Below are 25,977 nucleotides of genomic sequence, written 5' to 3'. Positions count from 1 at the left end.
CTGATAGTCAAAATAAAGTTACAAAAACAAAAATTATATTAATCAGTCGTTAAAAATTTTGACGCCATCAGGGTAAAGGGAATGGGATTACGCTCACTATTTACATCAGCGAATCACCAAGAGCTGCAGCTTGGGGTTGCGCTATTTAAAGATAGTATGCACTTCGTCTTGTGCCGCCAGCAGCAACTGGTTTCCGTGCAAACCTGTACGGTGGATGGCGTCAAGCAATGGGCAACTGTATTGCAGCAGCAGATTGCCAAAATGAATGCCAGCGGCGCTGCGGTTCATTTAGTGGTGAGCGATGATGTCACCAAAAGTTTACAAGTTGAACCACCTGCGGTAGCCCCAGCCGATCGCGCACAAGCCCTTCCTTTTTTAGTGAAAGAGTTGGTTTCTCAGCCGCCGCAAAATATTGTGGTGGATGGTGTTGAAACCGCCAAAGGCGATCGTCTGCAATGTTATGTGGTGCAAAAAGCGCAAATCTTAGCACTGGCGGAGGCCTGTGATGCTGCGGATGCTGAACTGATTTCAGTACAGGCAGAAGAGATGATTTGGGCGCAGGTGATGCCACAAACGCCAAGTCAAATGTTGCTTTGCAGCCATGGCGATGGCAACCCACTGTTACTTGCTTTTCAGCAGCAACATCCTTGTTTGCAGCGTGAACTTCGTGGCTTTCATGCGCCTTTTGCACAGGATGACTTGCAGCTTGATGGTCTCGCGCTAGAGCTTCAACGCTCGCTCGATTATTTATCATCACAGCTTCGTAAAACGCCGCTTAATCAAGTGTTTGTTTGTTGTGATAGCGACGATGATCAAATCCTTGCTAATGCCATTACTGAGCGCCTGAATATTAAAGCGCAGCCTTTGCCTGTGGCGGATGCGCAGCTTACTGTCAGCGGCCAGTATCTTGCTTATGCCGTGGCGCAAGCGGCCGCAGCTGGCCAGCCTTTTAGTCATAACCTTTATCCTGCATATCTTAAGCCGAAAAAAATTCGCCTGACCTTGCCGCGTACTTTTGCGCTGTCTGGTGCCGTTTTTGCGGTATTACTTGGTTATGGTTTGTGGTCGCAATGGCAATTACAGCAGATTGAAGATCAAACTGATCAATTAACTCAGTCATTGGCGCAGTCCAAGCAGTTGGTTGCCCAGAAAAAAGCGCAACTTGATAGCTTGCAGCCGAACTTAGGTCTTTTGGAGTCGCTGGCGTTAAAGCAGCAGCGAGTCGAAAATTTGCAGCAATTGATGGTGTTGGTTGCCAGTCACGACATTCATTTAAATGCAGGTTATGCCGGCGTGATGATGGATTTAGCCAAAGCGGCTCGTAATGATATTGCGCTTAGTCATATTCGTGTATTTGGCAAGCATGTTGAATTGCAGGGCCAGACCACCAGTGTCAGCGCCGTGCCTAATTGGGTGCAAAGCTTTGAGTCTTTCCAAGCATTGTCAGGACGTGATTTTGGCCATTTTGACCTCTCTCGTGATGAGCAAGGCCGTCTGAATTTTTCATTGCTGGCACAACCAAAGCAGGCACAGGCGGAGGTTCGTCGATGATGTCATTTTTGCAAAAATTGAGCGAACAATTTGCTGAGCGCTCACCACGTGAGCGTGTGTTGATTGCTGTTTTGCTGCAAGTGTTACTGATTGTTCTCTTTATGATGCTGTGGCTGGATCCGCAAATGGATCAAAAAATTGGTGCACAGCGTCAGCTTGAAGCGGTTAAAAGTGAGCAACAACAGCTGCAATTGACCATTGATGCGCTTGATCAGGCCTTAGCCAAGGATCCCGACCAGCAAGTACGCAAAGATATTCAGCAGCTAGATGTGCAATTAGTGCGCTTAAATCGCGAGCTTGAAAACAGCATGGGAGCCTTGTTATCACCGCAGCAGATGGCGCCGCTGTTAGAAACCATGATGAAAGAGAGCCATCAACTTCGATTGTTATCTATTCGCTCCATGCAGCCACAGCCGATTACCGATGTGAGTCAAGAAACGGCGCAAGCGTCTAATACCAGTACTGATGAAGCTAAAAACAGCGATTCAGTACCGACAGAACAACCGATTCAACCTTCTGTTAGAGCGATGACTCTGTATCAACATCCAGTGAAAATTGAGTTTACTGGCCGTTATTTTGACATTGCGAACTACCTGCTCAAACTAGAGCAAATGCCGCAGCGCTTTTATTGGCAATCTTTGGATTATCAAGTCAGTGATTTCCCACGCGCCAAAGTGGTGCTGCAAATCTATACCTTGGGTCAAAGGGAGGCATTTATCGGTGGCTAGATTTGTTATCTATTTGATTTTGTTGGTTGCGCCAAGCTGTTTGGCGGCAACGGAGCAGGATCCAACCAAGCCGTTAAACTGGCAAAACGTGCCGACGACGACGCATCACTCGGTGAAGCGTACGGCAAGTTTGCCACAGCTTTCAGCCGTTTTTTGTGCCGAGTCAGGCTGTCAGGCGGTGTTAAATGATGACCTAGTCGCAGTGGGCAGCCGTGTTCGCGGTTATCAGGTGACTCAAATTAACCCCGAAGGGGTGGTACTTCGCCGTGGCCAGCGCCAATGGCGATTAACGCTTGTTGCAACTGACCTCAAACAATAAGGATAAGTCATGCGTATAGCCTTTGTTTTTTTTACGATTTCCTTACTGGTTGGCTGTGCCATGGGGCATCAAGATCCAACTGAGATCAAAGCGGCATTAGAACAAGCACACCAAGCCAATGATCCTTTGGCAAATTTGCCCGATGCAGTGCAAACCGACTTGATGCCAGGTCTACAAGATAGCGAGAAAACAAGCGGCCTTGAGATGCAGCGTCGCTTTAAAATTGATGCGCGCAATCTAGAAGCGAAAACCTTTTTTACCAGCCTTGTTCAAGGCTCACCCTATTCAGTGGTGCTACACCCAGACGTTCGTGGTCGTATTACCCTTGCGGTGAATGATGTCACGATTGATGAAGTCCTAGGCGTTGTCTCTGACATTTATGGCTATCAAGTTGAGCGCCGTGGCAACATTATCCAAATTTTCCCTGCGGGTATGCGTACTCAAACCTTCCCGATTGACTACTTGCAGCTCAAACGCGTCGGTCGTTCATTAACTGCAATCACCACTGGTTCGGTTACCAATCGTGATGAGAGCAGCAACGATGATTCCAGTTCGGATAACAACAGTTGGAGCGGAAATGGCGGCGATAACAATTACACTGACACCAGTAGCTTGGTGGGTGGTACTGTCATTGAAACCAGCAGTGATAGTGATTTTTGGCCACAGCTAGAACGCGCTGTGATGGCCATGATTGGTGGCGGTGATGGTCGCAGTGTCACAGCATCGCCTCAAGCGAGTTTGCTCACGGTTCGTGCGTATCCTGATGAGCTTCGCCAAGTGCAATCATTCCTTAATGAAACGCAGCTTCGTTTGAAGCGCCAAGTGATTCTTGAAGCGAAAATTCTAGAGGTCACGTTGAGTGACAGCTATCAGCAAGGAATCAACTGGAGCAATCTAACCAGTGCGATTGGTGGTGTAGACATTACCATTAACCAGCCAGCGGGCTCAGGTACTTTGCCATCTATTTCACCGATTAGTGATCTACTTGGTGGGCAAACCAATATCACCATTGGTGATGGCAATTTTGAAACTGTCTTGAGCTTTATGTCCACGCAAGGCGATTTAAACGTGCTTTCCAGTCCTCGTGTCACTGCATCAAATAACCAAAAAGCAGTGATTAAAGTAGGTCAAGATGAATACTTTGTTACTGATATTTCCAGTGTTGCGGGTAGCGGCGATAGTGCCAATGTGGCGCCAGAAGTTGAATTAACACCATTTTTCTCAGGCATCTCTTTAGACGTGACACCGCAGATTGATAGCAAAGGCGGCGTGATGCTGCATGTGCATCCCGCTGTCATTGATGTCACCAGCGAAGAGAAAAATATCGCATTGGGTCAATTTGGTGATTTGACTGTGCCTTTGGCAAAAAGCTCAATTCGTGAATCAGACTCGATCATTCATGCCAAAAGTGGTGATGTGGTGGTGATCGGTGGCTTGATGAAATCTGAGCTGGTGGATCAGGTTAGTAAAGTGCCGGGTCTAGGTGATATTCCAGCCATTGGTCATTTGTTCCGCAATGTCGCTAAGGTGAAACGTAAAACTGAATTGGTGATTTTACTCAAACCAACAGTGGTTGAAGATGATTCGTGGCAGCAAGAGATTCAACGTTCACAGGATCTGCTGAATCAGTGGTTCCCGGAAGAAGCTGAGTAATCCATGTATTGCGCGCACTTTGGTTTTCAGCAGCGCCCCTTTGATTTAACGCCCAATACTGCGTTATTTCATGCTTTGACACCTCATATTGAGGCGATTCAAACCGTTTTGATGGCGCTGTCGATGCGTGAAGGTTTGATCAAAGTGACCGGTGAGGTGGGTACGGGAAAAACCATGGTATGCCGCGTTTTAATGCAGCAGTTAGATGCGCAGTATCAACTGATTTATCTGCCCAACCCAAGCCTAGATGGCGCGGGAATGTGTGAGGCGGTGCTGCAAGAGCTGGCGCGGCCTGTGCCTGAGCAGCGACATCGTTTGATTGATGCGATTCAGCAGGCGTTATTGCAAATTAAAGCGGAAGGTCGCCATGCCGTGATGGTGATTGATGAGGCGCAGGGACTCAGTGATGGCGTGCTTGAGCTGATTCGTTTATTTGGCAATTTAGAAACAGAGCAAGAAAAGCTGCTGTCAATTGTCCTGCTGGGGCAGCCTGAACTCGATGAGCGATTAGCCAATCATCAGTTGCGCCAATTGCGCCAGCGTATCAGTTTTTATGCCACCTTGCGTCCGCTGAGTTTGGCTGAAGCTTTTGCCTATATTCAGTATCGCAATCAAAGTGTCGGTGGGCGCCCAGAACAATTTAGCGATAGCGCGAAAAGAGCGATTTATCACGCTAGCCGTGGCGTGCCACGGTTGATCCATCAAATTTGTCATAAAGCACTTTTGCTGGCTTACAGCAAAGGAAAACAAAAAGTTTGTCGTCGCCATGTGGTGGCAGCAGCAAAAGCAACACTTGATGCGTCACAGCCTGTTTTACCTTGGCTTGGGGCGCTAGGTTGGAATAAAGCATGAGTCAGATGAATGAAACTTTAAGTCAGTTAGCGCAAAAGCAAGGGGTTGCTTCATTGACTCCTGCGGCGGTAAAGCCTGTGCGCTCGCCATGGTGGCGCTATGGTTTAGCCGCGGTTGGTGTCGTGACTTTGGTGGGCATTGGTTCCTTTAGTTTGATTCAGCAAAGCACACCTGCGCACGCGAGTACCGCGACAATCACATCAACCGCGGCGGCGAGTAGCTCAAACGTCCAAAAGCCTGTCAATGCCGCGGATGAACATGCGCTCACTCAAAAATCAGTCACGCCAACGGTTGATTTTGTTGCCCAGGCAACGCCAGTCAAAACAGTGACTTTAGCTTCGACATCCTCTGCTCAATCTGCGAAACCTTCTGAGCATAGTGCAAAAACGCACACTGAGCATGCGCCGCGCCATGTTGCTGTAGCGCATAAACAAAAGACTACGACAGAGCACTCGAAACCTGTTGCGTCAGCGCAAACCAAACGAGCAGCAGCGGCTAAACCATTCGTTGCAAATCCAACGCCATCACCTCGTACTCAGCCTGTTGCGCTTGCCAAGGTTACAGCAAAAACTGAGCCTGCAGTGGCTACAGATGTGAAAACGCCAGAAGGCGAGATGACTTTACAGGTGGTTGAGCGCTCGCCAGCAGAATTAGCCACACTTGCTGAAAAGCAGGCTCAGCTTGCACTTGATAAAGGCGATCGCAAACGCGCAGCGGCCGCTTTAACGCGCGCGTTAGAGTATGAACCAGAACGAGTGAGCGCGCGTCAGCAATTGGCGGCCTTATATTATGGTCAGCGCCAAGCAGCACAAGCCGTTGCCTTGCTTCAGCAGGGGATTGCATTGATGCCGCAAGATACCCAATTGCGCTTGATGCTCGCTAAGTTGCTTGCCCGAGAGAAGCAACCTGCAGCTGCGCTCTCTGTGATGCAGTATTTACCTGGGCATGCGCCAATTGAATATTTGGCGATGCGCGGTGCATTGGCACAGCAGCTGAAAGCAAATGAGCTTGCCAAACAAAGCTATCAATTATTGACGCTGCGCCAGCCCTATGATGGTCGCTGGTGGCTTGGATTGGCTATCGCCTTTGAACGTCTCGGTGAGCCTGCGGTTGAAGCCTATCGTCACGCGCAGCAAGGTTCTGGCTTGTCTCTTAATTCACAGCAATTTATTGCTAAGCGCTTAGAGGCGTTAGGGCAAAAATAGGAGCGCAGCATGGCGATTAAATTAAGAAAACGTCTGGGCGATTTGCTGGTTGAAGAGGGCATCATTTCTCAGGCGCAGCTCGAACAAGCGCTCAACAAACAAAGTGAAACGCGACAAAAATTAGGTGACACCCTGATTCATCAAGGGGCGCTAACCGAACAGCAGATGTTGCAATTTTTGGCCCGTCAATTGGATTTGCCTTTAGTTGATTTAGCGCGCGTGAGTGTGGATCCCGATGCCGTTGCTTTGCTACCGGAAGTGCATGCCCGCCGTTTACGTGCCATGGTGGTGGATCGCCATGGCGATCAGCTGCGAGTTGCAATGAGCGATCCTGCCGATCTTAACGCGCAAGAAGCGCTGTATGATCAGCTTCGCGACTATCGCGTGAGCTTGGTGATTGCACCAGAGCACCAGTTGGTGAACTGTTTTGATCGCTATTATCGACGCACCAAAGAGATCGTTTCTTTTGCTGAGCAGCTCCATGCCGAGCATAAAAATAGTGGTGATCACCTCTTTGGTGGCCTGTTGGATGAGCATACGGCTGACACCGATGAGGTCACCGTTGTTAAGCTTATCAACTCACTATTTGCTGATGCTATCCAGGTGGGCGCATCAGATATTCATATTGAACCAGACCAACGAGTGCTTCGCATTCGTCAGCGTATTGATGGCATTTTGCACGAAACCTTAATCAACGAAGTCAATGTCGCTAGTGCGTTGGTGCTGCGCTTGAAGTTGATGGCGGGGCTCGATATCTCAGAAAAACGCTTGCCGCAAGATGGCCGCTTTAATCTTAATGTTCGCGGTCAATCTGTGGATGTGCGTCTCTCGACTATGCCTGTGGCCTATGGTGAGTCGGTGGTGATGCGTTTGCTAAACCAATCTTCTGGGATTTTGAGCCTTCGAGATATTGGCATGCCGCCTTACCAGCTGGACGCGCTTGAGCAGCAATTGAAACGCCCCCATGGCATGGTGCTGGTAACAGGTCCTACGGGCTCAGGTAAAACGACCACGCTTTATGCTGCGCTCAGTTTGCTTAATGTGCCGGGTAAAAAGATTATTACCGCTGAAGATCCTGTGGAATATCGCCTTGAGCGTGTCAATCAGGTTCAGGTCAATAATAAGATTGGCCTCGATTTCTCCACTATTTTGCGCACATTTTTGCGTCAAGACCCCGATATCATCATGGTGGGTGAGATGCGTGATAAAGAGACTGTCGATATCGGTCTTCGCGCGGCGCTGACCGGCCACTTAGTGCTTTCCACTTTGCATACCAACAACGCGGTTGAAAGTGCGCTGCGTTTGTTAGATATGGGCGCACCAGGTTATTTGGTTGCCAGTGCGGTGCGTGCGGTGATTGCCCAGCGTTTGGTGCGCCGCGTTTGTCCTGATTGTCAAACCGAGCATCAGCTTGATGAAGGTCAGCAGCAATGGTTGCGTAGCCGTTTTCCCCATCATGTGGGCGCGAAATTTTATCGTGGCCAAGGGTGCCAAAACTGTAACTTAACTGGCTATAAGGGCCGGGTGGGTGTCTTTGAACTGCTGGTTTTGGATCGTCAGATGATGGATGCATTGCGCCGTGAAGATACTGCGCAATTTGCGTCTCTTGCGCTTCATTCTGCAAACTTCCGTCCTTTGGTTAGCTCTGCGATGGAACTGGCGATCACGGCAGTGACCAGTTTGGATGAAGTGATGATCTTGGGTGAAGGGGTCAGCCTTGATGATGAGCCGGCAGGGCTTCATGGTGTGGATGCCATGGCGCTCGCCAATGATCACTCTACGGAGGTCTAATGGCTCGGTTTTCCTATCAGGGGCGAGATAGCCAAGGTAAAAATGTTCGCGGTCATATTGAAGCTGCGCACACCGACAGTGCTATGGCGCAATTGATCAGCCAAGGCATTATGGCTGATCGCATAGAGCCCGCAAAAGCGGGATTGCCTGATTTGAGCCAACTGTTTCATCGCCAAGTACCACTAGAGTTGATGGTGATCTTTTGTCGCCAGCTTTATAGCTTAACCAAGGCTGGGGTGCCAATTTTGCGGGCGATTCATGGTTTGGCACAAAGCACCGATGACAAATTATTAGGACAAACCCTCAATCAAGTGGGCATTGACCTGACCAATGGCCATAGTTTATCGAGCGCGGTGGCGCAGCATCCGCGTATTTTTAGCCGCTTATTTATCGCCATGCTGCATGTGGGTGAAAACACCGGTCGTCTTGATCAATCTTTGCTGCAATTAGCGAACTATTACGAACAGGAGTTGGAAACACGCAAACGCATTAAATCAGCGATGCGCTATCCGCTCTTCGTGTTATCTGCGATCGCTTTAGCGATGGTGGTGTTGAATATTTTTGTGATTCCGAAATTTGCCTCCATGTTTGCTCGATTTGGTGTGGAGCTGCCTTGGGTCACTAAGTTGCTACTAGGGACTTCAAATTTTTTCGTCGACTTTTGGCCTTTGTTATTGGGCTTGGTGTTAGTCGCGACCCTTGGTTTTTCTCATTGGCGACGTAGTGAAAAAGGCGAGTTAATTTGGGATCACTGGCGATTGAGATTTCCTATTGTGGGCTCCATTGTCAACCGCGCACAATTATCGCGTTTTAGTCGCACCTTTGCGCTGATGACAAGAGCTGGCGTGCCGCTCAACCAAGGGGTTGGGTTGGCAGCAGAAGCGCTGGGTAACCGCTATCTTGAGACGCGCCTAGCGGAGATGAAAAGTGCCATTGAAAGTGGCGCGTCCATTGCTGCTACAGCGACACAAATTGGCGTGTTTACCCCTTTGGTACAACAAATGTTGGCTGTTGGCGAAGAAACGGGTCAGATTGATGATTTGTTATTGGAAGTAGCGGATTTTTACGATCGTGAGGTGGATTACGATCTACGCACATTGACTGCGCGGATTGAGCCGATTTTGCTGATGTTGGTTGCCGGTATGGTGCTGATTTTGGCGCTCGGGATCTTCTTGCCGATGTGGAATATTTATGATGTCGCGCGCGGCGTTTAAAGCCCATTTTGCATCCATGGCGTTTTGGTTTTGGGCCGCGCTGGTTGTGGTGCTCATCGGTGGCGTGATTCACGCGGTGATGCAATTAATGAAACCCAGTGAACAGGCCGCATTGGATCTATTATTGCAAGAGATTGATATCAGCATTCAAGCGCAGCGCGGGGATTGGCTGTTAGCCAATAAGCCGGCAGAAAATTGCAGTGGTACGATTCGCTACTATGGAGAAGGTTGGCCATTTGCGATGGAAAATGGCAACTTTTCTTGCCTAGCGCAATATCGGCTATTAGCGGATAAAAACGGTCAATTCTTCGGAGAGGCCGTACAATTGCGCGCCCAAAGCGCCAATCCATTGGCACCAGGGTTGCTTTGTGAATTTGGATTGATATCACAATATGTCTTGCAAATTTTCTGGAAAAATGAAGAATTTAGCTTCGTATTAAAAGCAACGCATTAGGCACAAAATTTTGACGCGAGGACAATTAAAATGAATAAAAGTCGCGGCTTTTCACTGATCGAATTGGTGATTGTGATTGTGATTATCGGTCTTTTATCGGCAGTTGCTTTGCCTCGTTTTTTTGATGTCAGTGAAGAGGCAAAAAAAGCGAGTATTGAGGGGGTTAGTGGTAGTTTCTCCTCCGCGGTTATTGCCGCTCGCGCGCAATGGGAAGCGCGTGGTCGACCAAGTGATAGCTCGGGTCATAATCAAGTGAATTATGACGGGGTGATCTTTTTATTAACGAAAGATCGTCCGGGTTATCCCTATGCATTGCAGGGTTCAAATGCTGGGGTCGGTGTGCCATCAGCGCAAGACTGCGCGGCACTATTGCAGAATTTGTTACAAAACGGGCCAAGTGGTTCGATTCACTCGAATGCTGGCACTGATTATCAGGTTTCAACCTATAGCGACGGTAGCCATCAAGGCTGTCGTTATACCCAGGGGATGCGCCCCCACCACAACTTTACCTATGTCCCAAATTTGGGGCGAGTTAAAGTGAATTTACAATGAGCCAGCAATGGCTTCAAAAATAAACACTTATAGCGAAAGTGGAGAAGTAATATGAAAAAACAAGCTGGTTTTACTCTAATTGAACTAGTGGTCGTTATCGTGATCCTTGGTATTTTGGCTGTGACTGCAGCACCTAAATTCTTGGGTATGCAAGAAGATGCACGTGGTGCAGCACTTCAAGGCGTCGTAGCTGCAGTGAAAGGCGCGAACTCACAAGTTTACGCAAAAGCAGCGGTTGCAGGCCAAGAGAAAGCAAATCCAGGCGAAATCGATGTTAATGGTACTAAAGTAGCGACTACATTTGGTTATGTGACTGCAGCTGATCTTTCAAAAGTAGTTGAGCTATCTGATTGGGATTTGGGGACTGCTGGTGAAATCAACTTCAAGCCTGCAATTACTAACTGTAAAGTGACTTATGCTGCACCTGCAGCAGATGGTGACGCACCAACAATTACTGTTGTTGAGAGTGGTTGCTAATATCGATGCAGTGCAATATGCAAAATAATCGCCAAGCTGGTTTCACGCTCATGGAACTGGTGGTGGTGATTGTTTTGCTGGCGATATTAAGCCTCTATGCGGTCAGCAAATTTGCTGGCCGCAGTGGTTTTGAAGCCATTGCTAAACGCGACCAAGCAATTTCCATTGCTCGGCAGGTGCAGCTGTACGCGATGCAGCATGCAAGCGCCCGTTTAGGCAATGCGCCTCAATGTTATGCTCTTGAAGTTGAAAGTGCGGCTGGCACCTTTGGCCGTGTGCTTTCTGGGTGTCCCAATCTACCCGCAGACGCTTCAGCGGTCTTGCCCTTGGATGGCGTGCAAGTGAAGCGCGATCATCAAACCCCGAATCGTATCTATTTTTCAGCATTAGGCCAGCCAATCAAATCTTCTGGTGCAAGGCTGTGTTTTAATTTCCCTTGCCGCATTGAATTTGTGGATGAAGAGCGCGCTGCGTTGTGTATCTATAGTGAGGGCTTTATTGATGCTTGCTCCTAAGAAACAACGGGGTTTTACGCTTATCGAAAGCATCGTTGCTATTGTGGTGCTTGGTTTTGCGTTGATGATTATGACTGGCATGCTTTTTCCACAATGGCAGCAATCAGCGCAGCCGCATTATCAAGCGCGTGCCAGTGCTTTGGCTGAGACGCTACTCAATGAAATTTTAGCGCGTCAATATGATCAAAATAGTGACCCAGATGGTGGCATTGTTCGCTGCGATCAAAGTCCCAGCCTTGAGTTTCCCACGCCCCCAACTTGTTCATCGACACTTGGTCCAGATGTGGGCGAAGCGCGTTTTGCATTGACCGATGTGGATGATTACATTGGCTGCTGGGCTGATAGCGCACGCGAATGTAACGGCTCGCCATGGCGAGGACGGTTAAGTGATATTTTGGGTGAAAGTATTGCTGATGATTACAACCAATTTGTCGTCGATGTGTCTGTGATTTATGACAGCAACTTTGATGCGCGTGCCGATAATCCAACCATCAAAGCCAATCGCCTCTTTAAACGTGTTGAGCTTGAAGTGAAAACACAGCATTGGGGTGAGTATCAATATGCAGCCTATAAGGGGAATTATTGATGAAGCGCCAGAGTGGCTTTACCTTAGTTGAGCTGGTTGTAACCCTGATTGTCTTAGGTATTTTAACCTTGGCGATTGGTAATTATGTTGAGCTTGGCGCGCGTGGTTATACAGAAACTGTGGTGCGTGAGCGTTTGCAATCACAAGCACGTTTCGCGGTGGCGCGATTGACCAAAGAGCTGCGTCACGCACTGCCCAACAGTATTTCGGTCACAAATCCAATTGCCGATGGTCGCTATCAGTGCCTGCAATTTATGCCCATTACCGAAGTGGGGTTTTACCTTCGCTTGCCCAATCCTGGGGAGCACCAGTTTCCTGTGGTGTTTTGGCAACCTGAACGCTTACCTTTCAATCTCAAACAATATCGTATTGCTATTAATGCAATGACCCCAAGGCAGCTGCGTGATGATAGTTTGCGTCAATCGACACCGACGGTTTCTTATGGCCAGCAGCAGCTCACGATTATCCCTGATCTCGCTAATCAAAGTGCCTTTTTATCGGGTTCGCCAGGACAACGTGCATACCTTTATCATCGTTTGGCTTGGGTTACATTTTGTGTCAATTCTCAGGGTGAGTTGACCCGTGAGCAGTTTGGTCAGCGTGCGCTACTGGCTGATGAATTGGTGCCCGCGAGTAGTGGCTTTGTCTATGAAGCGGCAAGTTTGGTGCGAAGTGCATTGGTTCACTTTGATTTGCGCTTTAGTGCGGAAGGTGAAGAGAGCCGATACAGCAACGATGTGCAGGTGATCAATGTTCCTTAATCAACAAGCTAGGCAACAACTTGGCCAGCCATGTGGTGTTCAAGGGCTGCGTCACCAGCGCGGTAATATGCTGGTGCTCATCGTCTTTATTTTGGTGGTGATGGCATCATTGGCCATTGCCATGATGCGAATTAATGCCTCTAGCGTCGATACCACCACCAAAGAGGTGATGGCGACTCGTGCTTGGTTTGCAGCGCAAAGCGGCGCTGATTGGGCGCTGACTCGGCTATTTCCTTTGAGCGGCGGTCCAGCCGTGTGCCAATATCACAATCTCAGTGCACCGAGTACCAAAATGCCGGGGGCAACGGGACTCTACGGTTGTGCGGTGCAGGTGAGTTGCACCAGTACTGAAGTGATCGACAGAGATCAACGCTATACCGCCTATCGCATCTTGAGTACTGGGACCTGTGGCACTGATATGTTTCAAGTGTCACGCCACCAAGATGTGTGGGCCAAAAATCTCCATAACTAGAACCAATAACATGAGGATGCTATGAGCTTGCTGCGGTCATTGTGCTTAACTCTTTGTTTGCTGTGCGTTACCAGTATGGCAAATGCAACCTCATGGATAGAATTTGGTCGATGGGATCCCAGCCAAGGGGATCTGGTTTTGCAAAATCAATATAAACAAACCCCTATTGTCTTTTTGATGACGCCTAACCGTTATAGCTCAGAGCAAGAGCCGCGCGGGAAGCTATTTGTGCGTCAGGTTTATCTCTCTCGCTCGGGGGATTGGAAAGTTGATTTTGATTACGCCGTTGTGCGGCGAACCTATGGTGGACGGATTGGATACACCGTGGACCATAATCAAAACTTGGGTAAAAGCTTTGACTATATTGCGGTATTACCTGGTACCCATCAGCTGGGTGATTTGACGGTTGTGGCCACAACCATTGAAACCGATCGCGCCATTTTACAAGGCGACCGCGACAAAAAAGTAAAATGGAATCGCGTTAATTTTGGTTCATCAATTCGCAACGCTGTGGTGATTAGCCAAATTCAAACTCAGAACAATTATGAGGAAGAGCTTGAGGATCGCGAGCCATCAACGGCATGGCTAACCACAGCGCAAAATAATGTAACTGATCGCAGTGTGAATGTCTTACTTGAGCGTTCCGGTGCCTATTGGCAGTCCGATAGTCGAGAGCTTGATGAAGATGAAGTGATCGGTATTTTGGCGGTGACTGGTAATCAAACTTATGATGATGGCACCTATCTCTATCGTGCAACCAACGGTATTTCAACGGCGAATACGCTACGCACCAATTATCCGGTGGAAGAAGCCTGCGGCGTGGCCATTGGTTATTCATCATCTTTACATCCCATTTATGGCGATATTGATCCCTCAAGCGCACCGATTCTGGTGGGCTCTGCGCAATCACGTAAAGGTACTGATGGCGGCTGGCTAAAACGCTGTTTGCTACAACCCAGCGATATCCCTAGAGCGCCTTGGGAAGTGAGCTTTTTTTACGATGAATTTAAAAATCGTGGTGACAATAGTCGAGAGCACACCAGTGAGGCGGTGGGTTATTTTATGCGCGCGAAAAAGCCTGCGCCGATTACCGTGGATCACTGCGAATTGTTCCCTGGACCCGCTCAAACTTGGCAAGAATCATCGAACAATTCAGGGCAATTTAACTATCAACCCAATAATCAGGTATTACTGAGCGGCAATGCCAAAATCTCAGGCTTTAATCGTGTTCTGCACCAAGGTCGAGCTCATGGTGAGCTAGGATTTGACCGCGCGACCTTTGAGCGAGACACCAAGTGTTATGACCGTGATGGGAAACTGGTTACCTGTAGTATCGACGGGCGTCCAGCACAGAAAAAAGCGCTGGAGTGGCCAGCGAATATCCCGAGTAACTGTCAAGTGCATGATGTCCTTCACGGGATATGGCTCAAACCTGATCATGGTCCACATGAAAGCTTTGATGGCCAGTATTTTCAAGGCTGCCACTATTTTCGATATAAGGGCGCTAACTCAGCATTTAAAACATCCATGGGGCTTTCCTACGGCGATCACGTGACTTTTGAAAGTGGCGACTTTTGGTTTGATGAAGGTGTGAATATTACGCAAGGCGCAACTGTGACCATTTTGGGGGATGTGACTTTTCATTTAAATTCTCCTCGTAATGAGGGGCCGCATCGCTACAGTGCTTTGGGTGGCAACGTGGTGACTGCCAACACCCCAGATCAGCTGACGGTCTTTGGCTATTACGCTGGGGGCTGTCCAGTGCCAACCGATCCCAGTAATGTTCATTACAATTTGAAAATTGATACCCGTGGTGAATTTTCGGGGCGTGTATATGCTGAGGGCCCCGTGGAGATGTCAAACAACGCGCATGTGGTTGGCTCGGTGACGGCTTGCCAGTTAAATATGTTCAATAACAGCCGAATCGAAGGGAACAGTAAGTGCTTTGATGCCAAAACCTATGTGCTCAAAGTGCATCCGCAGCGTAGCCAAGGCCTATTGTGTGAGCGCCAACGTGTCGATTTTTACCTCTTTGCTGATGCGCCGCTACAGGGCGCTGAAGCTGAAGAGAGCATTGAGGTGAGTGTACCAGCTCAAGCTCATTGGTTTGCAGCCGCAGTCGGCGGCAGCGCTTTGGCTCCGGGGCAAAACACACTCTCGATAAAAGCCAAAGTACAAGATCCTCTAGAATCCGGCGAAGATTACCTTCAGCGTCCGCCATCACTGACTTTGTACTTGCAAAGTGAGGTTATTCAGCAAGCCGCTATTTCGGTGAAACTAGCCGATGACAGCTTAATCAATGAAGCCTTGATGCCGGAATATCCGGTGAAAGGCCAATATGACTTTTTGCCTGCGGTTTTTGAGCTAACGCCGAATCCTGTGAAAATGGTGGCGGGCAAGCCTGAGCTTGTCACGGTCACGGCGCGCGCTTGTGCAACAGCAACCAGAGCGAGCCAACATATTGGCTATCAAGGACAAAAAACACTCACGTTGAATACGCATTATCAGTATCCATCGACAGGCCAAAAGGCGATTACTTTTGCCGATGGTTCGACACGCAAACAGGTCAACTTTGTGAATGATCAGGCGCAAATTGAATTGCGTTATTTAGATGCGGGGGTCACCCAAGCACTGGTTAGCGATCCTTATTGTTATCAAACCGGGCAAGGGCAATCTTGCTTACCTCGAGCGACTCGTGCGCTCTATCGCAGTAAAATGGGTGCACGCACCATGCCGCAGGTATTGAGTGGTACAACGACGCTTCATAGTCGTCCATATACCCTTGCGATTTGTGATCAAAATGGTGAAGAGCCCAAAAACAGCCAAGGTCAACTGTGGGGCTCGGGTGACGCAAAAGGTGGACCTGGTTTTATTGCTGCAGGTACGCCGTTTAGCCTGAGTTTAAAACCAGTGGTGTGGCAAAGTAGTGATGGCACCTCAACGCTAGATGAAAACAACAGCGCGATTCGTTCGGTGCGAACTGAGAATTTCTGTCAGCGACCTGTGACCGCCAACTATTTTTCTTCATCGATGCCGGCGACCAATGGTATTCATTGGATGGGGGTGTTATCACCATCCAATGGTGACGCTGGCGATTTTAGTGCGCCAGCACCTAAGAGCAATCAGCCTGCAGGCGCATATGGTTATTTGAGTTTCTCTGATTTGACTTGGAGTGAAGTAGGTACGATTGCGCTGCGCAGTTTTGCTTACATGGATATGAGTGCCAGTAACCAGCAGTATTTAGGCATGCGGATCAATAACGGTGATCGCGCGCTTGGCCGCTTTTATCCCCATCACTTAGGGGTCAATGATTCAGATTTGCGTGAAGGCAGTGGTGCCTTTACCTATATGATGCAGCCTTTTGCGCTGGGCTATACCGTCTATGCCTATAACCAGCAAGGTGGCGCACTGAAAAACTACGACAATTTCTCGCCAGCGTTAAGGGCAACGGTGGGCTTGGCCAGTTACGGCAAAGATGGTTCAAATGCAAGTGCAACGCCGCAATGGCAAACCTCACGCACCTATTTAATGGATGGCCAACCATTGGGTGGTTATCAATTGAGTGATTGGCGCGGTACAGGGGATCGCGGTGAAAGTGAGTTGATGCTTCGCAATGGACTAGGTCAAGCACAGGCATTGGGTGTGTATTTTGATCGCAAGGTGATTCAGGCATCACCAAGAACCACGACGCCAGATGGACCATTTGATTCCTTGATGATGGCGGTTTACGCCAAAACGAAACCCGATGGTGTGGACTTTGCAACGCAAGTCATGGGCATGCCCGGTGAGGACTTAAAAGGTAGTACGCAGCGCTATGGTCGAATGGTATTAGATTCCGTTGGTGGCACCTATGATGCCGGTCAATTGACGATCCCGACGCGTGTGGAGTACTGGAATGGTAAATATTTTACTTTAAATCGTGATGATCAAAGCAGTGAAGTGGATGGATCCAATTATTGTAAAGCGGTGCTTTGGTCTCGTGGAACAGGTTCGTCTCGCTCTAGTTTAAACGGGAAAGGTACTGTAAATTCAGGTGCTTCCAATGTTTTATATGCCGATGCCAATCGCACAGCGAGTGATCCGCTGTATCGTGAGCAAGTACAATTTTGGTTGCGTTTAGCACAAAACCCGCCAGCTGGAATAAATGTTGCACGCGATTGTGTTGGTTTAATTCCTTCCCCTCAGGCTTGGTTGCGTTACAATTGGCGCAATGAGGGGGATGAAGATCCCTTTACCCTTGTGACATTCGGTACATATCGTGGTAACGATCGCGTGATTTATCGTGGTGAAACTGACTTGATACAGAGTAATCCGTGAATTGGATTAGAAAAACTCTGATCTAACGCAGGTTTGACACATCCTTTCTTGCTGCGGTTTAGTTCCATTGATACATTTAGCCGAATTTAACAAATCACCATGCTTGCAGGATTAGCCCTAAATTATGTTTAAAAAACTTCGCGGCATGTTCTCAAACGATCTCTCTATCGACTTGGGTACCGCCAATACGCTGATTTATGTGAAAGGACAGGGCATCGTTCTCGATGAGCCATCAGTAGTTGCTATTCGTCAGGACCGTGCCGGTGCGCCTAAAAGCGTTGCGGCTGTGGGTCATGAAGCCAAACAGATGTTGGGCCGTACTCCGGGCAATATCGCTGCGATTCGACCGATGAAGGATGGCGTAATTGCCGACTTCTACGTGACTGAAAAAATGCTGCAGCACTTTATTAAACAAGTGCATGACAACAGTGTACTTCGTCCAAGCCCACGCGTGCTTGTGGCAGTACCTTGTGGTTCAACTCAGGTTGAGCGTCGTGCTATCCGTGAATCAGCGCAAGGCGCTGGTGCGCGTGAAGTGTATTTGATCGATGAGCCAATGGCGGCAGCAATCGGTGCTGGTTTGCCAGTGTCTGAAGCGACCGGTTCCATGGTGGTCGATATCGGTGGTGGTACCACTGAAGTTGCGGTGATCTCATTGAATGGTGTGGTTTACTCTTCTTCTGTTCGTATCGGTGGTGACCGCTTTGATGAAGCGATTATCAACTACGTGCGCCGTAACTACGGCAGCTTGATCGGTGAAGCAACCGCAGAGCGCATCAAGCACGAAATCGGTTCAGCGTATCCCGGTGACGAAGTACGTGAAATTGAAGTGCGTGGTCGTAACCTCGCTGAAGGTGTGCCACGTTGCTTTACACTGAACTCAAACGAGATCCTTGAGGCGCTACAAGAGCCGCTAACAGGTATCGTCTCTGCGGTGATGGTTGCCCTTGAGCAATGTCCACCAGAACTGGCTTCTGACATTTCAGAGCGCGGTATGGTGATCACCGGTGGTGGTGCACTGCTTCGCGATCTCGATCGTCTATTGACCGAAGAAACCGGCATTCCTGTGGTTATCGCTGACGATCCGCTTACTTGTGTAGCGCGTGGCGGTGGTAAGGCCCTAGAAATGATCGATATGCACGGTGGTGACCTGTTCAGTGAAGAGTAATTGCTGATGATGCAATCTCTTTTTGAATTAGGAGCTCGACCATGAAGCCTATTTTTGGTCGAGGTCCATCGTTACAACTTCGGCTGCTTATTGCCATTGTAATTTCGGCCAGCTTAATGCTGGCCGATAGCCGTTTGGACGCATTTGCAAAAGTGCGTTACTACCTCAACTCCATGGTTGCCCCGCTTCAGTATCTCGCCAGTATGCCGCGAGCTATGCTCGACAATGTCGCCAATCAATTCACCTCTCATCAAGATCTGCTGACTCAAAAACAGCACCTTGAACGCCAATTGCTGATCACCCAAAGCGAACTACAGCAGCTCAAACAGCTCAAACAAGAAAACCAACGTTTGCGCGCATTGCTGGGATCGCCGCTGGTGCGTGATGATCGTAAGATGGTCGCTGAAGTGATGTCGGTGGACTCCGATCCATACAGCAAGCAAGTGGTGATCGATAAAGGCTATATCGACGGTGTCTTTGAAGGCCAACCGGTAATCAATGAAAAAGGCGTAGTCGGCCAAGTGATCCATGTCGGTGCGCATAACAGTCGTGTTTTGCTATTGATTGATAGCAGTCATGCGATTCCGGTTCAGGTGGTGCGCAATGATATTCGTGTTGTTGCCTCGGGGCGCGGACATCTCAATCAGCTTGAGCTAGAAAATATTCCAAGTAGTACCGATATAGAAAACGGCGATTTGCTGGTGACCTCTGGTCTCGGTGGTCGTTTCCCTGAAGGATATCCTGTGGCTTATGTCACCTCCTTTAGCTTTGATAACCAACGTCCTTTTGCGCAAGTGACAGCCAAGCCTGTGGTTGATTTTAACCGCCTGCGTTATTTGTTGCTGATTTGGCCAAACCAGCGTGAGTTGAGTATTCAGCAAGGAGAGCCCAATGCTGCATAGATTGTTGCAAGGTCGCGGGATTATTTGGTGCTCCTTGATTTTGGCCATGGTACTGCAAGCAGCACCTTGGCCTGCTGCCATTGAGCCATTTCGCCCCTCTTGGATTTTGCTTGTCCTTTTTTACTGGGTATTAGCATTACCGCATCGGGTGAATGTGGGTAGTGCCCTGTTTATCGGTTTGCTTTGGGATCTATTATTAGGTTCGACGCTCGGGGTCCGCGGCATGATGGTGTCTGTGTTGACCTATATTTTGGCGCTGAATTTCCAAGTCATTCGTAATATGTCGTTATGGCAGCAAGCGGCAATCATCGCCTTTATGACGATGATTGGTAAATTGATGGAGTTCTGGCTTCAGTATGTGGTGCGCGATATTCAATTTGCGCCAGATATGCTCTGGGGCAGTCTTTTTGACTTTTTACTATGGCCTTGGATCTTCCTGTTGCTTCGCCGCGTACGCCGTCATTTTAGAATTAAGTAACCGCAATTAAGCGAATACTGCGCAAGCTTTCATTTTGCGCATTTTATTGCCCGTATGCGCATCATGCGGGTAATAGGATCGAGGTCTCATGTCATTCAAGCTTTATCTTGCATCGCAGTCGCCACGTCGGCGTGAACTGTTAGCACAACTCAATGTCGAATTTGAGGTGCTTTCTGCGTCTATTCCAGAACAAAAGCAGCCCAATGAAAGCGCTGCTGCCTACGTACAGCGCCTTGCACTCGAAAAAGCGCAAGCCGGTTTGGCGGTGGCAAGCAAACCTTGGCCTGTGCTTGGTGCTGATACTGTGGTGGTGGTTGATGATCTTGTGCTTGAAAAACCGCGTGATTTTTCAGATTTTCAGCGCATGATGCAGCTCATGAGTGGCCGCGCACATCAAGTGATGACGGCTGTGGCTCTGGTTACACCCACCCAAGCTTGGGTACATTTAGAAACCACTCAGGTGTGGTTTAGCGATTTAAGCGCAGCACAAATTGAATCCTATTGGCAAAGCCAAGAGCCCTGCGACAAAGCGGGGGGATATGGCATCCAAGGGCTCGCCGGGCAGTTTATTCCTCGTATTGAGGGCTGCTATTACAATGTGGTGGGTTTACCCCTTCATGCGACGGCGCAACTGATTTCAAAATTAGAAGGTGAAACACATGAGTGTTGAATTACTGGTTAACGTAACGCCCAGTGAAACACGTGTGGCGATGATTGAAAGTGGCGTGTTGCAAGAGGTTCACGTTGAGCGTGAAGCGAAACGTGGCATTGTTGGTAATATCTATAAAGGACGTGTCAGCCGCGTATTGCCAGGGATGCAAGCTGCTTTTGTTGATATTGGTTTAGACAAAGCGGCCTTTCTGCATGCGTCTGATATCGTGCCGCACACTGAGTGTGTGTCAGAAAATGAGAAGCAGCAATTTCAGGTGCGCGATATCGCTGAATTGGTACGCCAAGGCCAAGATTTGGTGGTACAGGTGGTCAAAGATCCACTGGGCACCAAAGGCGCACGCTTAACGACGGATATCACCTTGCCTTCGCGTTATTTGGTGTTTATGCCAGGTGCTGCGCACGTGGGCGTGTCACAGCGTATTGAGAGCGAAGATGAACGTCTGCGTTTAAAAGCCATTGTCGAAGAGTATTGCGATGACTTGGGTGGCTTCATTATCCGTACTGCCGCGGAAGGCGCGACGGAAAAAGAGATTGCACAAGATGCGCAGTTCCTCAAACGCCTGTGGAAGAAAGTGATTGAGCGCCGTAGCAAATACAAAGCTAAATCAATGCTCTACGGTGAACTCGATTTGGCACAGCGGGTATTGCGTGATTTCTTTGGCACTGAGATTAGCCAGATTTTGGTGGACTCGCGCTTAGCCTTTCAAACCCTGCACGGCTTTACCGAAGAGTTTGTGCCTGAGCTACAAGATAAGCTCAGCTACTATGCGGGTGAGCAGCCGATTTTCGATCTCTATGATACGGAAAATGAAATTCAGCGCGCCTTAGATCGTAAGGTGGAGTTGAAGTCTGGCGGCTATTTGATCATCGATCAAACCGAAGCCATGACCACCATTGATATCAATACTGGTGCCTTTGTTGGTCGTCGCAACTTAGAAGAAACCATTTTCAATACCAACGTCGAAGCAACGCGCGCCATTGCTCGCCAACTACGTTTGCGCAATTTGGGTGGCATTATCATTATCGACTTTATCGATATGGCCTCCAGCGATCATCAGCGCCGCGTATTGCAATCTTTAGAAGCGGCACTAAGTAAGGATCGGGTAAAAACCAATATCAATGGTTTTACCCATCTTGGCTTGGTCGAGATGACGCGCAAGCGTACTCGTGAAAGTTTGGAACATGTGCTGTGTGGCTCTTGCCCAACTTGTTCTGGCCGTGGCTCGGTGAAAACCGTGGAAAGCGTGTGCTATGAAATTTTGCGCGAAATTACGCGGGTCAACCGTGCCTATGATGCCGACAATTTCATTGTTTACGCCTCTGCTGCTGTGGCGGATATGCTTGAGGGCGATGAGTCTCACGCATTGGCTGAGCTTGAAGTCTTTATTGGTAAACAGGTGACTATTCAAGTTGAACCGCTCTATGTGCAAGAGCAGTTTGACGTCGTCATGATGTAAGGAGCCTGAAGTGTCGGCTTGGACCGTTCGTTTGATTCGCGCGCTGTTGTGGTTCGTACTTGCGGTCCTGATTTTTGGTGCCGTGGCCGTCACTGGGCTTCGTTTTCTTTTTCCCCATCTCAATGATCACCGCGCAGTGATCAACGCTTGGGTGACAGAGCATGCTGGTTTGCCTGTCGAAGTCGGCAGCGTCTCTGGGCGTTGGCACAGCCTTGGCCCCTCTTTATTGCTACACGATATTGAGATTCGGCAAAGCGCTGACAAGCCTGTGTTGGTGCATGTCGGGCAGGCGGAGTTACGTCTCGATTTATGGCGTTCACTGCTCTATTTTCGCCCGCAATTTGAAACCGTGCATATTGACCATTTGCTGGTGGATATCACTCACGTCAACTTTGATGATCCCGTCACCTTTGATCTTGAGCAGCTGTTTTTAGCGCGCTTGGGCGACTTTATTCTGGAAGATGGTGTCGTCCGCTACCTTGCCTTAAGTGACAATAAACCGCGCGAAATAGTCATTCCCCGTTTGGCTTGGTTGAACCAAGGCAAATTGCATCGTGCCAAGGGCTTGGTGCAGTTGGACGCGAACGGGAAAAGTCATGCTACGGTGATGGCTGATCTCAGTGATAGCAGCGACATTCGGCGAAGCAGCGGTCAGGTGTATATCAATGTCGATGCCATTGATGTGTCACCTTGGATTTTGCCGCAAATCAAAGACCATTCACGCCTCAGTGGCGGTGAGCTGAGTGCGCAGTTGTGGTTTAACCTCAAACGAGGTCGGGTGCAATCAGGCGCACTTTCTTTGTTGCCCAGCCATCTGCAATGGGATGTGAAATCGCCGCACCGTCTTGATTTACTTGCTGGCCAAATTGATATTCAGCGTCAAGGTGAACACTGGCTGATGGACAGCCATGGCTTAAAGCTGAAAACCGATGGTCAGCCATGGCCTGAGTTAGCGCTGACCGCAGATTTCAATCCACAGTACCAGCGTCTCAATATCAATCAGCTTGATTTGTCTCGCTTGGCTCCGCTTTTACCTTTGTTTGTGACTGAGCAGAAAAATGTCGATCTGCTTGATGAACTTAGTCCCAAGGGGCAGATTCAAGCGCTGAAGTTGCAATGGCAAGCGCAATCACCCATGCAGTTTTCTGCGCAATTGGCGCAAATTGGCATCGATCCCAGTATGGGGATTCCGGGGATCAATCGATTGTCTGGGCATGTGGCGGGCGATTTAGCGCAGGGGCGATTTGCACTGCAAGTGATCGATGATATTTGGCCGACCGCAGGTGAATTTCAAGCGCCCTTGGTGATCCGCGATTTGGCTGTTAAAGGTGGCTGGCAGCACGATGGTGCGCGATGGCAGTTGGATCTTAGTCAGTTGTCATTGCGCACGCCAGAACTGACAACTCAGATTCAGGCACGCCTTGATGGGGATGCATCGCAATCACCGCGTTTATCGCTTTATGGTGAGCTGAGCCTCTCAGATGCCAAGCAGTTGTGGCGTTATTTGCCGCAGCAAGCGCTGGGCCAAGAGCTCACAGATTATCTCTCTAGTGCATTTCAAGCGGGACGAGTGAATCATGGTCGATTGCTTTGGTTGGGTGAGCTCAACCAATACCCTTACGGGCAAAATAACGGCATTTTTGCCGCGACGGCGCAATATCGCGAAGGGCGGTTTAACTTTGATTCGCAGTGGCCGCTTCTTGAAAATATGGCCATGGACTTGCGTGTTGAAAATGCCAGTATGTGGCTTGATAGCTGGCAAGTGGAAACCATGGGCGCCAAGGCAAAGCGCGTGCGAGGTTATATTGATCGTCTCAGTGAAGCTGGCGTCCTAACCCTGAATATCGACTTGTCTGCCAAGGGCAAACAGGTCGTCGATTATATGATGGCCTCGCCTTTGGTCGATAGCGTGGGCGCTGCGTTGACTGAGGTGCAAGTAGATGGCGAGGTCAGCAGCCAATTTAAGATTACGGTACCCTTTGACCCAAGACCTATTGGCGTCGAAGGAAACGTCGCGCTTAAGCAAAATAAAGTGACGCTAAATACGCTTGGCATCACCCTTGATAAGGTGCGCGGTGGGCTGACCTTTGATCAAGATAATCTCAATGCGCGTGGCATTCGCGGAGAATTATTTGGTCAGCGTGTGGATGTCGCTTTTCAAGGGAAAAATCGTCCTAAAGATTATCAATTACAGGTGCAGCTTAAAGGTGATTGGGCACTTGAGAAAATCAATCAAGAGTTTCAGTCACCGCTACTCGCCAAGCTTGATGGCAATTTACCATGGCAGCTTAAGGTGGGCATGGAGCTTTTTGATGTCGGTTTGAACTACCGCTTTACCCTGACCAGCCAGCTGGCCAAGATGCAAAGCCAGCTGCCAGCACCACTTGATCAAATTGATCGCAAAGAAGCGCAAGTGACAGGTCAAGGCACGCAAGATTGGTTGGCCGTTAAGCTGGACTGGCCGCATTTGAAATACCAAGCTGAAGTGCTGTTGCAACAAAAGCCAGTGATTCACGCCAGTTATTTATCTGTCGGTGACGGTGATTTTGCGCCAATTCCATTGACTGGACAGCAGGTGGTGATTGAGCAAAAACATCTCGCACTTGAACCATGGTTGGAATTTTTACAGCAATGCGCGGATACCAAGGCGGATAACAGTGCCATTGATATTCCAGCACCAACCCATATCAATGCCAAAATTGGTCGACTGGATTATCTCAGCTTGCGTTGGCATGATCTCAATCTAGCGCTGCGTGCGCAGCCGCACAGCTGGCATGCGCTTTTTGATAGCCGCGAAATGGCAGGACAAGTCACTTGGCCAGAGCAAGGGCCAGTGGATATCACGCTAGAGCATTTCCATCTTAACTTCCCTGAATTGGACGCTTGGCTGCAATCGCAAGAAGGTGAGCCCCACATCAATTTGACTGACGAGACCGTGGATACGCGCGCTACTGAAGCTGAAATCGCGGTTTATCAAAAGCTCCCTGATATGGATCTATCGATTCAAGATGCTTGGCTGCAAGGTTATAAGCTGGGCAAAGTGAGCGGCAAATTGCGTCGTAGTGATGCAGGAATCGAGTGGAAAGAGGTGTCGATTCTTTCCGGTAAAACGCAATTAAGCCTTGCGGGACAATGGGCGATTAATAACGGTCGTCACCATACTGAGGCGAGCTTGCATCTACTGGGTGATAACAACAGTGAATTGATGGAGCGTTTTGGTATTAGCAGCGGTATTCAAAGTGCACACTTTGATTTGGAAAGTCGTTTGCAGTGGCAAGGTGCCTTGTGGGCGCCGAAAATTAATACCATTCAAGGCTCGGTGTCTGTCGATTTAGAAAGCGGGGTGATCACCAGCATTAGTGGCGCGGGGAACCTATTGGGGCTGTTTAGTCTCGATTCCATCGTGCGCAAAATGCAGCTTGATTTTTCAGGCGTCTTTGATGAGGGCTTGGCGTTTCGTCATATTCGCGGCAGTGGTACCTTTGCTCAAGGCGTGTTCCTCAGCGATAACATTGAGATGGATGCCATTGCTGGGCAGATGACCTTAAAAGGCTGGGCTAACCTCAATACGGGTATGGTCAATGCGCATGTGCAATTTACCCCAGATATCACCTCGGGTATTCCGGTATTAACCGCCTTTGCGGTGACGCCAACCACCGCAGTGGCAGTATTTGCGATCACCACGGCACTAACCCCTGTGCTAGAAGTGATCACCCAAGTGAATTATCAAATCACAGGTCCTTTGGCGGATCCTGTGGTCAAGGAAACTTCGCGCAATCAAGCCGAAGTGACAGTGCCAGAAGAGACCACGCGGCGTTATCAGCGTGAGTTGAAACAACAGAAGGATTAATTC

Annotated in this window: 22 protein-coding genes; all 22 read left to right on the top strand. The window is 49.0% G+C overall.

Going from position 1 to position 25,977, the window contains the following annotated elements; all coding sequences use genetic code 11:
• Window positions 1–81 precede the first annotated feature (81 nt).
• The 22 genes from L9P36_RS11875 to L9P36_RS11770 all read left to right on the top strand — a co-directional run bounded on the left by L9P36_RS11875 (window position 82) and on the right by L9P36_RS11770 (window position 25,974).
• On the top strand, window positions 82–1,551 hold the full coding sequence (locus tag L9P36_RS11875) for a hypothetical protein (protein ID WP_237467186.1): 1,470 nt from the start codon (window positions 82–84) through the stop codon (window positions 1,549–1,551).
• Window positions 1,548–2,279 (top strand): type II secretion system protein GspM, encoded by a 732-nt coding sequence (locus L9P36_RS11870; protein WP_237467185.1) that lies wholly within the window; start codon window positions 1,548–1,550, stop codon window positions 2,277–2,279. Before L9P36_RS11875 ends, L9P36_RS11870 begins: the two co-directional genes overlap by 4 nt.
• Entirely contained in the window at window positions 2,272–2,598 is a 327-nt protein-coding gene (locus tag L9P36_RS11865; RefSeq protein WP_237467183.1) for an MSHA biogenesis protein MshK, read from the top strand. Before L9P36_RS11870 ends, L9P36_RS11865 begins: the two co-directional genes overlap by 8 nt.
• 9 nt (window positions 2,599–2,607) lie before the next feature.
• Window positions 2,608–4,251, top strand: a complete 1,644-nt coding sequence (gene mshL, locus L9P36_RS11860; RefSeq protein WP_237467181.1) for a pilus (MSHA type) biogenesis protein MshL — start codon at window positions 2,608–2,610, stop codon at window positions 4,249–4,251.
• A gap of 3 nt (window positions 4,252–4,254) precedes the next feature.
• Entirely contained in the window at window positions 4,255–5,103 is an 849-nt protein-coding gene (locus L9P36_RS11855; protein WP_237467180.1) for an ExeA family protein, read from the top strand.
• Window positions 5,100–6,308 carry a tetratricopeptide repeat protein gene (locus L9P36_RS11850; protein ID WP_237467178.1) on the top strand — a complete coding sequence of 403 codons (1,209 nt, stop codon included), beginning with the start codon at window positions 5,100–5,102 and terminating at the stop codon, window positions 6,306–6,308. Before L9P36_RS11855 ends, L9P36_RS11850 begins: the two co-directional genes overlap by 4 nt.
• Before the next feature lie 9 nt (window positions 6,309–6,317).
• Window positions 6,318–8,099, top strand: a complete 1,782-nt coding sequence (locus tag L9P36_RS11845; RefSeq protein WP_237467176.1) for a GspE/PulE family protein — start codon at window positions 6,318–6,320, stop codon at window positions 8,097–8,099.
• Entirely contained in the window at window positions 8,099–9,313 is a 1,215-nt protein-coding gene (locus tag L9P36_RS11840) for a type II secretion system F family protein (protein ID WP_237467167.1), read from the top strand. The genes L9P36_RS11845 and L9P36_RS11840 overlap by 1 nt, the downstream gene beginning before the upstream one ends.
• The gene (locus L9P36_RS11835) at window positions 9,291–9,767 is read left to right on the top strand and encodes a hypothetical protein (RefSeq protein WP_237467137.1); all 477 of its coding nucleotides are present in this window, start codon (window positions 9,291–9,293) and stop codon (window positions 9,765–9,767) included. The genes L9P36_RS11840 and L9P36_RS11835 overlap by 23 nt, the downstream gene beginning before the upstream one ends.
• Window positions 9,768–9,797: 30 nt before the next feature.
• On the top strand, window positions 9,798–10,319 hold the full coding sequence (locus tag L9P36_RS11830; protein WP_237467136.1) for a prepilin-type N-terminal cleavage/methylation domain-containing protein: 522 nt from the start codon (window positions 9,798–9,800) through the stop codon (window positions 10,317–10,319).
• A gap of 51 nt (window positions 10,320–10,370) precedes the next feature.
• Window positions 10,371–10,796 (top strand): type II secretion system protein, encoded by a 426-nt coding sequence (locus tag L9P36_RS11825; RefSeq protein WP_237467134.1) that lies wholly within the window; start codon window positions 10,371–10,373, stop codon window positions 10,794–10,796.
• 17 nt (window positions 10,797–10,813) lie between these two features.
• Entirely contained in the window at window positions 10,814–11,311 is a 498-nt protein-coding gene (locus L9P36_RS11820; protein ID WP_237467132.1) for a type II secretion system protein, read from the top strand.
• Window positions 11,298–11,897, top strand: coding sequence for a type IV pilus modification PilV family protein (locus L9P36_RS11815; protein WP_237467131.1), 600 nt, complete (start codon window positions 11,298–11,300; stop codon window positions 11,895–11,897). Before L9P36_RS11820 ends, L9P36_RS11815 begins: the two co-directional genes overlap by 14 nt.
• On the top strand, window positions 11,897–12,658 hold the full coding sequence (locus L9P36_RS11810) for a PilW family protein (protein WP_237467129.1): 762 nt from the start codon (window positions 11,897–11,899) through the stop codon (window positions 12,656–12,658). Before L9P36_RS11815 ends, L9P36_RS11810 begins: the two co-directional genes overlap by 1 nt.
• On the top strand, window positions 12,648–13,130 hold the full coding sequence (locus L9P36_RS11805) for an MSHA biogenesis protein MshP (protein WP_237467127.1): 483 nt from the start codon (window positions 12,648–12,650) through the stop codon (window positions 13,128–13,130). Before L9P36_RS11810 ends, L9P36_RS11805 begins: the two co-directional genes overlap by 11 nt.
• A gap of 75 nt (window positions 13,131–13,205) precedes the next feature.
• The gene (locus L9P36_RS11800) at window positions 13,206–17,447 is read left to right on the top strand and encodes a polymer-forming cytoskeletal protein (RefSeq protein WP_237467125.1); all 4,242 of its coding nucleotides are present in this window, start codon (window positions 13,206–13,208) and stop codon (window positions 17,445–17,447) included.
• Window positions 17,448–17,571: 124 nt separating this feature from the next.
• Window positions 17,572–18,615, top strand: coding sequence for a rod shape-determining protein MreB (gene mreB / locus L9P36_RS11795; RefSeq protein WP_237467123.1), 1,044 nt, complete (start codon window positions 17,572–17,574; stop codon window positions 18,613–18,615).
• Between the two features lie 41 nt (window positions 18,616–18,656).
• Window positions 18,657–19,517 carry a rod shape-determining protein MreC gene (gene mreC, locus L9P36_RS11790; protein WP_237467122.1) on the top strand — a complete coding sequence of 287 codons (861 nt, stop codon included), beginning with the start codon at window positions 18,657–18,659 and terminating at the stop codon, window positions 19,515–19,517.
• Window positions 19,507–19,995 carry a rod shape-determining protein MreD gene (mreD, locus tag L9P36_RS11785; protein WP_237467120.1) on the top strand — a complete coding sequence of 163 codons (489 nt, stop codon included), beginning with the start codon at window positions 19,507–19,509 and terminating at the stop codon, window positions 19,993–19,995. The genes mreC and mreD overlap by 11 nt, the downstream gene beginning before the upstream one ends.
• Window positions 19,996–20,083: 88 nt before the next feature.
• A complete protein-coding gene (locus L9P36_RS11780; protein WP_237467112.1) occupies window positions 20,084–20,665 on the top strand; it encodes a Maf family protein in 582 nt (193 codons plus the stop codon).
• Window positions 20,655–22,124: a ribonuclease G gene (gene rng / locus L9P36_RS11775; protein WP_237467110.1), complete on the top strand. Its 1,470-nt coding sequence runs from the start codon at window positions 20,655–20,657 to the stop codon at window positions 22,122–22,124. Before L9P36_RS11780 ends, rng begins: the two co-directional genes overlap by 11 nt.
• Window positions 22,125–22,134: 10 nt before the next feature.
• Window positions 22,135–25,974, top strand: a complete 3,840-nt coding sequence (locus L9P36_RS11770) for a YhdP family protein (protein WP_237467108.1) — start codon at window positions 22,135–22,137, stop codon at window positions 25,972–25,974.
• The last annotated feature ends 3 nt before the right edge of the window (window positions 25,975–25,977 follow it).

The sequence above is a fragment of the Vibrio stylophorae genome (assembly GCF_921293875.1).
Lineage (GTDB): Bacteria > Pseudomonadota > Gammaproteobacteria > Enterobacterales > Vibrionaceae > Vibrio_A > Vibrio_A stylophorae.
This window is presented reverse-complemented; position numbering and strand designations above follow the sequence as displayed.